The following is a 14,866-nucleotide window of genomic DNA, read 5'->3' as shown; positions in this document are numbered from 1 at the left end:
TTTTGGACTAGGCAAACAATTTGCGCAGGAACCGGGAGGTTTTTACTGCATCATTTTCCCGGATCAGGGCTTCGATTTCGTCGTAATAAGTATCTACGATCTGTTCATATTTCTTTACCCACAAAATGCTTTCTGAAATGGCGTCAATAGCATCTTCTCTGTAGGGATACTGATCCATCGAGATCCAGCCCTGGTAGCCGGTTTTCCTTAACCAGAACATCAGTTCAACATAAGTGGTGAAATGCACACTACTTACGATCATATCATCATCCCAGCTACCGTGATTATCGTTAAAGTGCATGTGGTATAAAAGGTCACCGGCACGTTTGGCAAGTACCACGGCTTCAGAAACATTCTCCCCCGCATAAAAGCTATGCCCGGTATCAATGGTAACACCTACGTTGGAACACCCGGTTTCCTTCGCTGCTAAAATAGTATCAGCCATTCTTGCATGATAAGAAAAATTGCGGGGTTCTTTGGGCTTATACTCTAAAGCGAACCGAAGCGTAGGAAACTCTGTAGCTACAGCCCTGGTACACTCTGTCAGCCAATCCCGTTCCTGGTTATAATCGGTTGCCAGCAAATAATCATACCCATCCTGCCCCAGCCAGAGATTTATAATATCACAGTTCATCGCTAACGCTACTTCGCTCATTTGCCGCAAATAATCAAGAGCCTGTTGCCGAACCCCGGCATCAATGCTGGTAATACTTCCTTTTCCATAAACAGGATTCCCAAAAGTATCAGGAATGATACTGGCGCAGGCTACCCCGGCATCATCCAACCGCTTCTTCATATCTCCTACATTATCCGGGCGGATATCCCAGCTACCTACCAATTCTATACCCTGGATATGCGGCATTTTTTCCAGCGCCATCTTCAGCATTTCTTCCGAGCTTGGATTATTTTTATATCCCTGGCAAAAACGATCCCTGGTGTTTCCAAGATTACCTAAAATAATTGCGTACTTATTATTCATGACTACAATTTTGTTATTACGTTATGCTTACATTTTCCATTCATAGTTTTTCCACCGGCTCATTACTTTTCCCAACTCTTCTATTTCATTATCGCTGATAGGGATCATATCACCCAAAGATGCGGACAATATTAATGACTTGGCACTAAATTCCGCAACCTCAAGATAGTCGAAGGCCTGTAATAGCTTATTGCCGGTTACTATTGTGCACTCATTCTTTAAGATAACTACCGGCGAATCCTGTGATATCATGGACAGCAAACCGTTTTCTTTATCAAACTGGCAGCCAAAACCACCTGTTTGCACATCCTGGAGATAGATCCAGGTTTCAGGTATGGTTCTTACATTAAATCTGGCACCGGTGATGGCAAAAGATGTGAGGTAAGTGGGTTGTGTAATAATGATGGCGTTAATATCCGGGTGTTGCTTATAAATGGCCTGATGCAGCAACACTGAATGATCAGGATTTTTCCCCGGGTCTTTTTTTCCATAGCTTACCTGAACCATATCTTCAAGGGTTAAATCCCATTTTGAAATCGCATCGGGTGTTATTAAAAACTCATCTTCATTGATCCTGGTTGATATGGATCCATAAGCGCCCAACAACAACCCTTGCCTGCAGGCTCTTTTCACTATTTTAAGTATCTCTGTTCGCTTCTCCCTGCTGATAGATGATAGTTCCGGATTTCCGGCTGCTGCATCGGGAAGCTTTTTAGCATACTGCTTTAGCTGACCGTCTATCTGGCTATCTTCCAACACTTTTACCTTTCCTAATTTACTCCCATACAGAATAGACTTGGCAGTAACCTCAACAAGTTCGAATTTTTGATATGCATCTGATATATCGCTGCCTCCTATCACCGTGCCGTGATTTTCCATTATTACAATATGTACGCCTTCGTTGAACTGGCTGGCAATGCTATGCCCCAAGGCTTCTGTACCCGGCATTGCATAGGGTGCATAACCAATTTCTCCGCAAAAAGAACGCACCTGTGGCAATACTCTTGTATCGGGAACCTGCCTGGCTATGCTGAAGGCTACAATACCCGGCGGATGTGCGTGTACAACAGCTTTTATATCCGGCCGCCTATTATAAATTGCCAGGTGGAAAGGATATTCTGATGAAGGGCTATGATCGCCGATAATCGTTCCGTCTTTTTTTACGCATACAATGTCTGAAGGCTTGAGCAATCCTTTGTCAACGCCGGCTGGTGTAATCCATACATTGTCATCATCATCTCTTATCGATAGGTTTCCTCCGGAAGTAGTAGTAAGTACCCTGTCATAAATTCTTCTCATAACCACAGTGATCTGGTCACGGGGGTGCATCGTTTTTGTATCTAGCAAGCTCGTCATAATTAACTCAATTAACTTTGTTGACAACAAACTTAAATAACCTGCAACTGTTTTCTATCCTGTGTTGACCCGACAAAACAATAAAAAAAATAAATCTTTTTTTAACTGATCAAATTCATAGTTAAGTCTTAAATTGGAGTTTTAAAACGATGAGTTGTATACGATGAAAAAGCAACGACTACTGGATCTGATCCAGATCGACCCTTACTCCAGTACATCCAAATATCTTCAGATTGTAAACTCTATTCTCAAAGAAATTGAGAAGGGTAACATACAGGCAGGGGATAGCATGCCCTCTATCAACGAAGCCAGCATTATGCTGGATATAGCACGGGATACGGTAGAACGAGGATATAAGCAACTAAGGGAATTGGGTGTAATTAAAGCAGTACCAAGGCGAGGTTACTTTATAGAACACACCGAATTCAAAAGACAGTTACGCGTATTTCTACTCTTCAATAAGCTTAGTGCACCCAAGAAAGCTGTATATGACGCATTGATCAATGAATTAGGAGACATTGCGAGTATTGACTTTTACATTTACAATAATGACTTCCATCTGTTCAAAAGATTATTATCGGGAAATAAAGACCACTATACCCATTATGTAATTATTCCCCATTTTATAGACGGTGGCGAAAGAGCCTATGAAGTAATTGATACCATTCCGAAAGACAAACTGGTATTACTTGATAAATCATTACCTGAAGTAAAAGGGCAGTATAGCTCTGTTTATATTGATTACGAAAATGATATTTACGATGCGATGACGGAAGCACTGGGAAGCCTCGCCCGCTATCATACTATTAAGCTTATCTTTCCTGATAACAGCTATTTTCCAAAAGAAATCAAGAAGGGATTCAAGCATTTTTGCCAGGACAATGCCTTTAACTACAAAATCATTGGCAGTATAGAAAATGAACCCGTTAAAGAAGGTGATGTATTCATAAATATGCTGGAAGACGACCTGGTAACATTGATCGAAAAAATAAAGCCGACCTCGCTCAAAATAGGAGAACAGGTAGGTATTATTTCGTACAATGAAACGCCGGCGAAAAGAGTCATTTTAAATGGTATCACTACCATATCATCAGATTTTTACGAAATGGGAGCGATGACCGCTCAAACTATTTTATCGGGCTCGTTGCAAAGGCAAAAAGTACCGTTCAGATTAACACTCAGGCCATCCCTGTAATGCCCCGAAACTCCATTCCGGTTGTGCGACTTGTTTATTATTAACTTAAGCAAAGCATATTCTGCTATAAAATAAATTGCATGCCCCTATTCCTCCTTGCTCTTATAAGCCTTTTACTAACAACTTCAGTCGCTGCCCAAAAGGACAGTTTCTCCATGAACAGGGATATACCTCTCCTTCATTTTCCGGGGATTAGCCAGGCCGATTTTAGCGATGCTTTTAATGTATTGAATGAATGTGTGGTTAAGGTGCCGGGCTATGGCTTCTCCTATCCTTTTATAGCGCCGGGAGGGCATTATGGCGGTTGCTGGTGGCAATTAGATGCATCTATAAGCCTGCAGGCGACCAAATGGATCAACCAACGATTTTCGGAGAACATGCTGCGCGGCTTTATTGCAGTACAGCAGCCGGATGGAAGAATACCATTGTATGGCCATGATAAAGTGCCTGACTACCCTACCTGCAGCTCATTGCCAAAATTGTTTTCCGCAGCTTACTCGGTATTACAGCACTCCAACGATAGCACATTGTTAAAAGCAGTGTATCCCATGCTTCATAGGTATTGGAAATGGTGGTTTTCTGATGCCCGCCGTGATGCTGCTACCGGCCTTATCACCGGTGTATTCGAAGAATCTTTTCCTCCTATCGAAAACCGGCTCAAAACTACGGCGCAGGTTGACCTGAATGTGGAACTGGCCGGAGCCTGCCAATACATGGCACAACTCGCTTCCCGATTGCGTTTGAAGGATGATGAAAAACTTTTTATAAATAGCCGGACGCAATTGGTTGACGCTATCAACCATTACATGTGGAATGAACAGGCGGGCGGATACTTTTCCTTCGACGTCATCCATAAACGTCGCGACAGCACACTTATTGTGTCGGCCTTTGATCCTCTTTATATGCATATAGCGTCTGCCGACCGGGCTACCCGGATGGTCAGTTTGCTCACCAACAACCATAGTTTCAACTGGCAAACAAGACCTTTAACCAGCGTTGCCAAAACAGCGTCCATTTACAATGAAACCACCGGTGCCTATAATGGGGCGCCGGCATGGTCTGGCAGCATCTGGAGTTTAAGGAATTATGTTACAGTTCAGGGACTAAAGGATATTGGCCGATATGATCTTGCTGCTTATCTCGCGCTTAAGACCGTACAATTATTCAACAACAACTATCATGAGTTCCTGAAGCCCTCTGATGGCAGCGGTCACGGTGTAAAGCGATATGCCTGGTCTGCAGCCCAGTATATCCAATTGCTGGTAGAGGATATTTTTGGAATTGAGTACAACCGGTTTACCGGTCAGGTACGAATTGTGCCCAACTTGTCGGCTTCCTTAAAAAATGAAAAGCTGGCACTCCGCAATCTTAAATTGCCCGATGACAGTCGCCTGGACCTTGAAATAGAATGGAAGGAAAATGTAGTCAGCATCAATTATTCGATTCATGGTCTTACTGAAATCCGGGATGTAGTTGTTGGCTGGCCTGTTTTACAAAATACCAGGCTACGGGCAACTGATGATGCCGGCAACAGCCGTCGCACCATCAGGAGCAGTGAAGGCCAAACGATAATTCATAGTGTATCTAATAAAAATAAACAAGCGGACAATATCCGGTTTATAGTACGTTAGTAAAGGATTGCCAGGCATTCAATATAGGGCAGCATATTGCCTCAGGTCAAATACTGATCAACAGTTCTGAATTTAGTTAAGCCATCCCATGCTTTTCATCCAGTAAAAACAACTATTCAACCATTCGTCGCGCGGAGGTGTATCATTCAGGAATCCGTGATCACCTTTTGCATATATATGCATTTCCGAAACGACTCCCCTTGCTCTTAATGCATTAAAAAGATTCAGTGTATTTTCCACTTTAACTACCTGATCATTTAATGCATGAGCTAAAAAAACTGCAGGCATATCCTTCCTGACATTTTTCTCCCCGGAATAAAAGTTCAGGGTTTGCGCGTTTGGATTTTTCCCCAAAAGATTGTCCCGCGAACCGATGTGCGCGGCACTATCCCAAAAGCTTACAACAGGATTTACCAATATCAGGAAATCGGGTTTGATAGGAGCCCCAGGCGGAGAAGCGATAAAGCTGGTGTCATAATGGGTGCCGGCCATCAAAGCCAGGTGCCCGCCTGCAGAAAATCCCATTAAACCAACAGCTTCCGGGTTCACGCCCCATTTGGCAGCATTTTTTTTCACGAGGTAAATAGCCTGCTGAAGATCCATGAGTGGTGCAATTTGCCTGTTGTCGAAATAATCTGCCGATGGAAGCCGATACTTAAGTACAAAGGCTGTTATCCCCTTTTCATTAAGCGCTTTTGCTATTTTCCGTCCTTCACGCTCAATCAGCAATACATGATATCCGCCGCCGGGAACAACAATAACCGCGGGAGTGGCGTGAGTTACCCCCACGGGCTTAAATATAGAAAGTGTGGGAAACGTTACCTGACTAACCAGGCTATCTACAACGGGATCATACCTTTTATCCTCTTCTACCTTAAGGCTCTTTGTGCCCGGAGGCCGGCCTCCGAATAATGGCATTTCCTGAATTACCGGCTGACAACAACATGTATATCCTGTCAGAAGCGCCAGTAACAACAATACACTTCTTCTTTTGAAAAAGAACCTGTCCACCTCTATTTGCAATAATTTAATCATCCTTCAAATTTACAGCTCAACACGAATGGTGGTCATACCCCAGGGAAGCATTTTAATAGCTCCCGTAACCGGTCTTGAAGGTTTCTCTTCCACATCACATACCTGAACTATCCCGGGTTGTTTAGGAAAACTTAGTTGAACTTTTTCTTCCTTTTGCGACAAAGACCGAAGCCTTATGATAAAAGCTTTCCCATCGCCTGTTGCCTTTAGTATAGATACTACTACTTTGTTATTATCGAGCTGCACAAACGGCCTGACCTTTGGATCTATATTGGCTGCCACATGAACCAGCGGCTGCGACTGCTCCATGCCAAACCGGTTAGCCACTGAAGCATTGAAAGCGCCATGCGGCCTTATCCGGTAACGAAAAGCGGTTTCACCATCCTGGGTTAATGGAAAATTAGTATGCCAATGATTGTTCATCACCCAGGAATAAATCGTTGAAGAAGGTTCCACCTTTTCAATCCAATGCCCTCCATTTCCCCAACCCCGAGCATTGTTGGCCGACATTTTACCATACTCGAACAAAGGCGCATCCAAGGAGCACCAGGTAACCCCAACCTGATCATTAGAGATATCCAGCCAACGTTGTAACGTAAACCAGTTTCGATTGGCCTGAGGCCACTGATCTTTCTCCACCTCTACCACGCCCCAGGGAATATCAACTCTTGTTCTTCCGCCTGCTATATTAAATCCAAATCCAAAATGAATCCCATCTTTTTCTAACAACGGCAGTTTATCCACCTTATTACTAAGGTCAAGCCAGGGTTGTCCCCAAACCAGCCTTACGCTTCTGCTGACAGATCGCACTCCTTTCCCCTTAGACATAACCTCTAACTCAACCACCAGCGGTCCTTTTTCTACTACACGGATCTGCGTTACGCTGTCTGCCACCGGTGCATCAACATTACCGGGCAACCAGCGAAAGGCGTTCAAACCACCATTCACCTTTTCATCGGCATAATTATAACCCGTTTCCAGGTCTATCAGCTGCACTATATTTCCGCTGCCAGCATCAACCGCTACCTTTAGCTTACCATTTTGCATGGAGTAATTTTCAACGGAACAGCCTTGCTTTACATCAGGCTTACCTTTTGTAACCCGGTAATGGCGTGACCCCAGCGCAGGCACTTCATTTGCCCAAAATACTAATTCGCCTGTAGACAGACGTTGCGCAGGAACTTCAACGCCCTGCTCATCTATTACCCTATCGCCCAAGATACTTTCAGCTTTGTTTAAAGTCACCAGGCCGCCATGTGCCCAGGAATTGGTATTGATTACCGCAACACCACCGGCAGCAGGACCTTCCAGTGGCCCCAATCCTCCGTTCGACTTGTCTGTAATGGGCGCCAGAGCAGCATCGTAAATCTCGCGTGCCCGTTCTTTTGCCGTATTAAAGTACCCGCTTTTCACTCCAAAGATCGCATCCTGGAAAAAGGGTTCAGAGGGATTTTCGAAACTCCAGGTATGTTCAGATCCTAATGCGATATATCTCCAGGCCTCATCCAATTCATCACGGGGTATAGACCGCTGGCTATTGAGCATCGTCCAGAGTTTTTCTGCCTGGGTCAACAATTCTTTTGAATTACGGTTCATAGCAGTGAGGTGGGCAGCCGTACCCAAACCATCAGTCCAGTATTCGGTATAATCACCCTTTACCTCGGGCAGTTGGTCTCCATATTTTTTCTCTATGTGTTGCATCATTTCACTGGCGCCGGTAATCACTATTCTGGGATATGCATACTTGGCATTCCAGTCTTTTACGGCATAGGGAACGTCTGCATCAAGCGGCGTATTATCCCAAAGCGTCCAGGACCTGGCCAGAAAATCATAAGGATATCGTTCCTGCTCTAAATTCGTTAGCTCGGCTGTAAAGTCTACATTAGAATAACCTGTTTTAATAACTGCGGGTACTTTAGATGCATCTCGCTGGCCAAACCAGGGACGGCCTGTTTGGCCTCCTTTGGCAACACTATGCCTGTTGGTGTAACCTCCCGGTTGAAAAAACAATACTTTTGATTGTCCATCGGGACCTATCCACCAGAAGGGATATCCATTAATGCCAAACCGGTGTGCATTCCCTACCCTGTCGCCTCCATTGATCCAGGATACCACATACCTGATGCCTTCCTGGGCCATTACAGGAACCAAACCCCAGGTAATACCCGGAATATCGACCTGCATAAAAACATCTGACTTTTTACCCGTTTGCTGCTGCAGATATCGACTAAACCGAAAATTATGAAACAACTCCTCATCAGTTGCAATACTTGTATTCGCGTGCAAATAAGCGGCATCTAAACGAAGCTGATTATTTTTTACAGCATTTATAATATTCGTTCTTTCCTGTGGTTGTGCATTCCATAACCGTTCTACCGGCCAGCTCACTTCCGGATTCCACTTGTATTTTGCGCCACCCGGAAAATCCTTTGTTAATTTTGCGAGTTTAATTCCTTCGATAACATTTTTACTATGCAGTATTTCAACATTTTTTTGAGTATTGGTATAGCCGATATCCACGTGAGAATGGGGATATATAAAGACCGTCCAATGCCGCATGCGGGGAACATGTACTTTCTTTTCTATAAGAGTGCTCCCATACTGCAACGCTACCGATATATCTGCTGCCTTGTCTACTCCCAGGCCGGATGGTAAAAGAACCGTCCTTGCACTGTCTCCGGCCACCGACGCCGCAAGTATCGTTCTTTCGTTCACGTCAGGGCCACTCACCCTTACCACCGCACTCTTTTTTAATCTGGCGCCTTTAAATTCAATCAATAATTCTCTCCCGGGTTTTCCATCCTTACGATAGCCATATACCGGCTTAACCGTATAAGCTATATCAGTAATATCCTGTGAGAAGCCGCTGATTGCAACCAGGAAGAGTATTAACTGTATTAGAATAACCCGCTTCATTTAATATACTTTTTCGATGATCATTAAACTGTGTGCCCTTTAATCGAAGGTAGCGCGGCATTTAACGGGCTTGAAACTGGTAGTCGCCCGATCCCACCCGAACAATGGTGTATCCATCAGCCCCCGGCCGCATTTCTATGGTCTTGAGTTTCCGGATATCTTTACCTGATTCAGTAACAACAGCGCCTTTGGCAGTCCGGATCCAGACATCGGCCGTAGTATTGGGAGGAATAGAAATATTTAAACTATAAACATTCGCTTCGAGTTTCCATGAGCTTTTAATTTCGCCTGCTACAGATCGATAACTACCGCTGGCATAACTGAGATCGCCTGCTGGCTGAGGTTTTATAAGTATCTTTTTAAACCCGGGAGCAGCAGCATTGATACCCAGAAGAGCCCGGTAAAACCATTCGTTAATTGAACCAAACATGGGGTGGTTATGTGAATAGGTATTATCTGAATACTTCCAGGTTTCCCAAAGAGTAGTTGCTCCATTTTCAATCATGTGTCCCCACCCGGGGTAGTCCAGCTGGCTCGCTATTTGATAGGCCAGGTCATTGAGGTTGTTATTTCGTAAAACATCAAATAACATTTTCGTACCAAAAATACCTGTAGAGAGATGATGGTCTTTTTTAGCAACCGCCTGCTTCATGGCATTTAATGCGTTGTCCTTTGCTGACTTGCTAACCAGGTTATGCCAAAGTCCAAAGAACTGGGCAGATTGCGTACCGTTTGCAAACACGCCGTTAGCAGGATTATAAAATTTCCGGATGATTGCGGCTTCTATGTTTTTAGACATATTCTGATATTTTATCGCATCTTCTGTCTTACCCAGAATTACTGCGAATTCATTCATCAGTTTTACATGGGATAAATAAAAGCAGGAGGCGGTAAAAGCTATAGGTTTTTCATCCAGAGATTCATGATCGCTTAAATCAGTATCATACAGATTGTTTTTGGCGCTGTCGGCTAAAAACCTGATCTGTTTTTGAAGTGCCGGATAATGTTTCTCTACGACTCTTTTATCTCCGTAAAAATCATAAACCTGTTTAATAGCGTAGGCAAAACCGATTTGAAAACCCAATGGGCCCGATTGATCTCCGGGCCCCGCATCGGCAATCCCCATATAGGGTGCTGTTTCAGTAATACCACCTAAAGGTCGCTGGGCGTCTTCATGATCCTGAATTATTTTTTTGTAAAAATTTGCCATGTCGAAATTATAGCAAAAAGCCTCTGTGGTACAAAACATATCTCCTCCATAACCGAATTTCTCACGGGCCGGGCAATCAGATTGAACGCTGAACAGGTTACTTAAAAAGGTCCATCTTATATTTTGGGCCAATTGATTCAACATAGGATTTGAGCACTCAAAACTTCCTGTCTGTTCTACTGCGGCACTCATTCTTAAGCCCTCTATATCAGCAGGCTGCGGAACACCTGGCCAGCCTTTTATTTCTATGTAGCGAAAGCCGTGAAATGTAAAACGGGGATTCCAGGTCTCCGTACCCCTACCCGATGCTATATAGCTGTCTTCCTGCCAGGCGACTTGTGGAGCTCCCGGACCGCCGTTGCCGTTTTTTACCTGTCCTGCTACCGATGTCATGCCATTAAGGCTACCGTCCTTATACACTTCTTCTCCATATCTCAATACTACCCGGGTGCCTGCTGCTGCTTTTAGCCTGATACGAGCTACTCCCGCAAAATTCTGTCCCATATCAGCCAGGTAAACTCCCGGTTTTACTTCCGTTATTTTTACAGGTCTTACTATCCTGGTAACTTCAACACCCGGTTGTAATTGCGCTTTTAATTTCCCTAAGGGGCCGGTTACTATCACAGCTGATTTAGCTGTTGCCCATATACCCTGATTTCCCTGCCAGTTATCGATTCGTTTTCTGGCATCATAATGCTCTCCTAAAAAAACATTATTTCTAAGCACCGGGCCACCTACGGTTTGCCAGCTCTGATCTGTATTAATCTCTTCCTTCGAACCATCTGAATAAGAGATCCTGATCATTGCTTTTAAACAGGGTTCTCCGATAGCCAGGCGTTCCCGTAAATTATGAACACCCCACATGCGCAATGGAAGCGGGTTGTACCAACCATTACCCAGCATAACGCCTGCTGCGTTCATACCCTCTTTCAGCATCGGTGTAATATCCATCGACCTGTACAGAACCGTTTTATCAAAACTGGTCCATCCTGGTGCCAGCATTTCGGTCCCGACTTTATTCCCGTTGATTGAGGCTTCATAATATCCCAGGCCGGCAATATACAGCCGGGCAGCTATCACCTTTTTTCTCAATGTGAAAGTTTTTCTGAATACGGGTGCTGCCCGGTCCTTATAGAAATCGGCATCCTGCTCCGGGGTTTTTCTACCATCGCCGATCCAGTTACCCTTCCAATGACTTTCAGTTAACGCAGCGGTTTCAAACCAGGCATTTTGACTCCAGGGAGAAGGTTTTCCATCCTGGTCATAAACACGTACTTTCCAGAAATAACGGGTAAAAGAAGAGAGCGGTTTTCCGGCGTACAAAATCAAATTATTTTTTGATGATGGTGTTTTCCCGGAAACCCACATGATGTTTCCCGAACGAAATAAACTGTCCTTACTTACTATTACCTCATAGGAACTTTGCTTCCTGTTTTTTCCCACAGCTTTAAAGCGCCAGCTCAGTGAAGGCTTATCGATATCAAGTCCCAATGGGTTTTCGATTAACTCGCAACGCAGTTGGTCGGGAAACAGCGTTTGCGCACTGGTCCGTAAGCCCGTAAAAAACAAAAGAAGCATACAGGTTATATACACCAATGGCTTACGTGCTGCTTTCGGGCAACCAAAGTTGAAGCCTGTTGAATTAAACCACGCATGGCAAATACTTGGAACAAATAAGACATACCCCTCCGGTAAATACCTATTACTCTTGCTTGAAACCAAAAAACTAAATACTTTTCCGCTAATCATTGATCATCATTTTATTTAAAACTATATAAGGACAGGATACCGATGTAAGATAAACGGGTCCGCGGGTATAGGATGGAGGGTAAAAGCATTCCAGCGGTCCGGCAAAGCCACTACCCCTGCGATAGTCTGTCAACCTCAGCTCCGTAATATAGTCCCGGGTTAATTTACCGGCACTTGCCTTATCTGTCTTCGAAATGGCATACGCTACCCAACCCGTTGCAGTGAACCAATAAGCTCCGTTCTGATAACTGTTTAAAGTTGTTTCAGGTATAGCGCCTTCCCAGGATGTGGCCGTGCTGAAATCATCGGTTTTCAACACATGCCGGATAGCGCCTTTATAAGCCAGGCTACCATTTTTATAAGCAGCAGTCAATACCTGTGAGGCCCTGTTCACCAAAGGCGCAGGTAACAGGTTCATGTATATTGCCAGTGCGGTACCCCAAACATCCCGCTGCGCGCTCTTACCTGTTGAAGCCCGCAACATGCCATCGCTGTCGGCAAATTTCCCCGGGATTGCAGCCTTTATAGCCGCAGCTATATTTATATATTTTAAAGCTTTCCCGGTATTCCCCCTTCTTTTAAACAGATCTGATAATTCTAAGGCTGCTTCGTATTTCAGAAGGGAAGGGAATAACAGATCACCGGTAATATGTATCGCGTCACGGAAACCGAAATCTACTGCCCTGTAGTTTTCTATACTATATACAAGATGTGTTTTCCTGTCTGATGGAGGCACATGAAAAGCAGTTTCCAGTCTGCTAATAAGTGAGTTCCCATTAATCTCTGTACTCAGTATTTTCAGATCGGCTGTACTGTTCACGTAATGATGCGCCATCTTAATAAAATAAAACTGATCACAATAAGGAGGAAACATGCCAAATGCATGTGTACCTTGCTGCTCCAGATCGTATGTACCTGCGAAATAAACCGGCATGCTATTATTCACCAGTATATGATCTGCAATCGCACCATAAGGCACCATGCTCCCTCCTTTGGTGATCCAGGTTTGATCACACTGCGTGGCTGCGGTGAGCTTTAGCATATGTCGCTGCTCTTCTACTGAGACCATACCGGTTTCGAGGCTCATGGCATAATCCCGGATCCAAAAAGCGGGGTAAGTTTCCCTGCCTCCCGGCCTGATCAGGGTTCCCCCGGTATTGTTTATCCCAAAACCAGCAGGCATTGGCTGTCCCGGACGGATACGTGAACTATCTAACACCGCCCTCGTAATACCCTTTAAATAAACAAGGTCCTCTTTCGAAATAATGCTGCTTTTTTGTGCGATGGTCTCCGCCTTCCAAAAAAGCAAAATCAAAAAGAAAATGATGCCGGATTGTTTTCTGTTGAATACCATTTTAAAAAGGCTTTTTAACCGGATGAACAGCAAAAGGAGTCAGATCAATAAGAGCCTCCTTCAATCGCATACAATTTCCCCTCTCCCGGCAGCAGATCGGTGGTAAATGTCCTGCCGGGATTATAGGAAACCCGGTGTTGCTTGCCGTCGAGGGTTGATACGAGACGTAATTTCTTAACTGCTTTGCCAATTGTAAATGAAATAGACTCCGATGTTTTCAAAGACTTGTTCACTACCATCACAAATGATTGTTGAGTCCGGGGGTTCTTAAAGCGTGTAATAATGAAACGCTTGTCTTTGTTAACCGGCTGCCAGAAAAAAGATGCCGGAACTGTTAGCCCGGCGGTGCCATCCATTTCATCAGAATGATATACTTCAACAGCATCCAGCCTACCGATAGTTTTGCCCAGCTGTTGAAGAGACGCATTAAGATTTTTAAACGGTGTGTACAGATCCGTTTTATTACCCATGCTGTCGATAATGGCATTCATGAACCGTTCTACCGGTTGGCGCACCGGGGTATTATAGGTAAACCACACCAGATTTTTGATCCCATAGGCCAGTCCTGTGTAAGCACTATAACGCAGCTCACTACTATCCGGGCGGCGGTATGCATTGATGATACCCATCGACTGCGGATACATGGATGTTTTAATACCATGCCGTAAACCGGCTCGCCTGATTATATCCAGGTTTTTAAAATAAGCGCCTCCAAATGTTCCGTTGGCCAGTAAAGGATAATGATCAAAAGAAAGCAGCTTCATATTTTCTTTTCCAACAGCTTTAACCCACGCTTCTACATAGTTTTCTTCATAGTCAGGATAAACAGGACTTGGGAATAAGTTAACGGAAGGAATACGTTCCGGATCAAATTTCAGGATGGTCTTATAGGCTTTAGCCGGCCATTGCAGGTCATCCTTCCCCGGCTCATCTACTATAAAATACCCGGCCACTCCAGGGTGATATTTGTAGGCTTTTACCATTGCTGCGATGTCCTGTTCACTGCCTCTTACCCGCGGATCTCTGACAAAATAGCGAATCCCGTTACGGGCTGCCAGGTCGAGGATCGCCAGATTTCTTTGTTGAGCAGTGTCAACATCTTTATTAAAGTCCAGTGCTTTGTCACCGATAAACTGGATAAAATCGACATTCGCCTCTTTTATCCAGCGAAACTGTTCATCGTTGGCGAGGTCCTGAGTGGGTCCGTAAAAGATACCAATTGAAAATGCGTCGGATGTCGAGCCCTTCGGTGCCTGTGCGTTTGCGGTAGCAAAGCAACTACAGCACCAGGCTATACTGGCTAATATTTTAATGTTCATTGCTAATGGGAATAGATAGCTCATTAAATTGTTTATGCAGCGTTCTTGAATCGCTCCTGTATGATTACGTAGACGGGGAAATAAAATTTATAATAATCGCATATGGCACTACTAATTGTTTC

General features: G+C 44.3%; 9 protein-coding genes. 2 read left to right on the top strand and 7 right to left on the bottom strand.

Annotated features, from left to right (window positions below; translation table 11 throughout):
• Positions 1–7: 7 nt before the first annotated feature.
• Together U0035_RS00140 and U0035_RS00135 are read right to left on the bottom strand one after the other, a co-directional pair.
• Positions 8–979: a sugar phosphate isomerase/epimerase family protein gene (locus U0035_RS00140; protein ID WP_114791299.1), complete on the bottom strand. Its 972-nt coding sequence runs from the start codon at positions 977–979 to the stop codon at positions 8–10.
• A gap of 27 nt (positions 980–1,006) precedes the next feature.
• On the bottom strand, positions 1,007–2,335 hold the full coding sequence (locus U0035_RS00135; protein ID WP_114791298.1) for a class II aldolase/adducin family protein: 1,329 nt from the start codon (positions 2,333–2,335) through the stop codon (positions 1,007–1,009).
• A 163-nt stretch (positions 2,336–2,498) separates the two neighbouring features.
• On the opposite strand from U0035_RS00135, the gene U0035_RS00130 reads away from it, so the two are divergent.
• Complete coding sequence (locus U0035_RS00130) at positions 2,499–3,530, top strand: GntR family transcriptional regulator (protein ID WP_114791297.1); 1,032 nt, start codon at positions 2,499–2,501, stop codon at positions 3,528–3,530.
• An 80-nt stretch (positions 3,531–3,610) separates the two neighbouring features.
• Positions 3,611–5,161, top strand: a complete 1,551-nt coding sequence (locus tag U0035_RS00125) for an MGH1-like glycoside hydrolase domain-containing protein (RefSeq protein ID WP_114791296.1) — start codon at positions 3,611–3,613, stop codon at positions 5,159–5,161.
• Positions 5,162–5,233: 72 nt separating this feature from the next.
• On the opposite strand, the gene U0035_RS00120 is transcribed toward U0035_RS00125, so the two are convergent.
• From U0035_RS00120 to U0035_RS00100, 5 genes are all read right to left on the bottom strand, one after another.
• Positions 5,234–6,196 (bottom strand): alpha/beta hydrolase, encoded by a 963-nt coding sequence (locus tag U0035_RS00120; protein WP_114791295.1) that lies wholly within the window; start codon positions 6,194–6,196, stop codon positions 5,234–5,236.
• A gap of 9 nt (positions 6,197–6,205) precedes the next feature.
• The gene (locus U0035_RS00115; protein WP_114791294.1) at positions 6,206–9,112 is read right to left on the bottom strand and encodes a glycoside hydrolase family 38 N-terminal domain-containing protein; all 2,907 of its coding nucleotides are present in this window, start codon (positions 9,110–9,112) and stop codon (positions 6,206–6,208) included.
• 61 nt (positions 9,113–9,173) lie between these two features.
• Complete coding sequence (locus U0035_RS00110; RefSeq protein ID WP_162817891.1) at positions 9,174–11,900, bottom strand: family 78 glycoside hydrolase catalytic domain; 2,727 nt, start codon at positions 11,898–11,900, stop codon at positions 9,174–9,176.
• A gap of 163 nt (positions 11,901–12,063) precedes the next feature.
• Entirely contained in the window at positions 12,064–13,425 is a 1,362-nt protein-coding gene (locus U0035_RS00105) for a hypothetical protein (protein ID WP_114791292.1), read from the bottom strand.
• Positions 13,426–13,469: 44 nt separating this feature from the next.
• On the bottom strand, positions 13,470–14,768 hold the full coding sequence (locus U0035_RS00100) for an SGNH/GDSL hydrolase family protein (RefSeq protein ID WP_162817890.1): 1,299 nt from the start codon (positions 14,766–14,768) through the stop codon (positions 13,470–13,472).
• Between the last annotated feature and the right edge of the window lie 98 nt (positions 14,769–14,866).

It is taken from the genome of Niabella yanshanensis (assembly GCF_034424215.1).
Lineage (GTDB): Bacteria > Bacteroidota > Bacteroidia > Chitinophagales > Chitinophagaceae > Niabella > Niabella yanshanensis.
The sequence above is the reverse complement of the archived record's forward strand: the minus strand, read 5'-3'. Positions and strand labels throughout refer to the sequence as shown.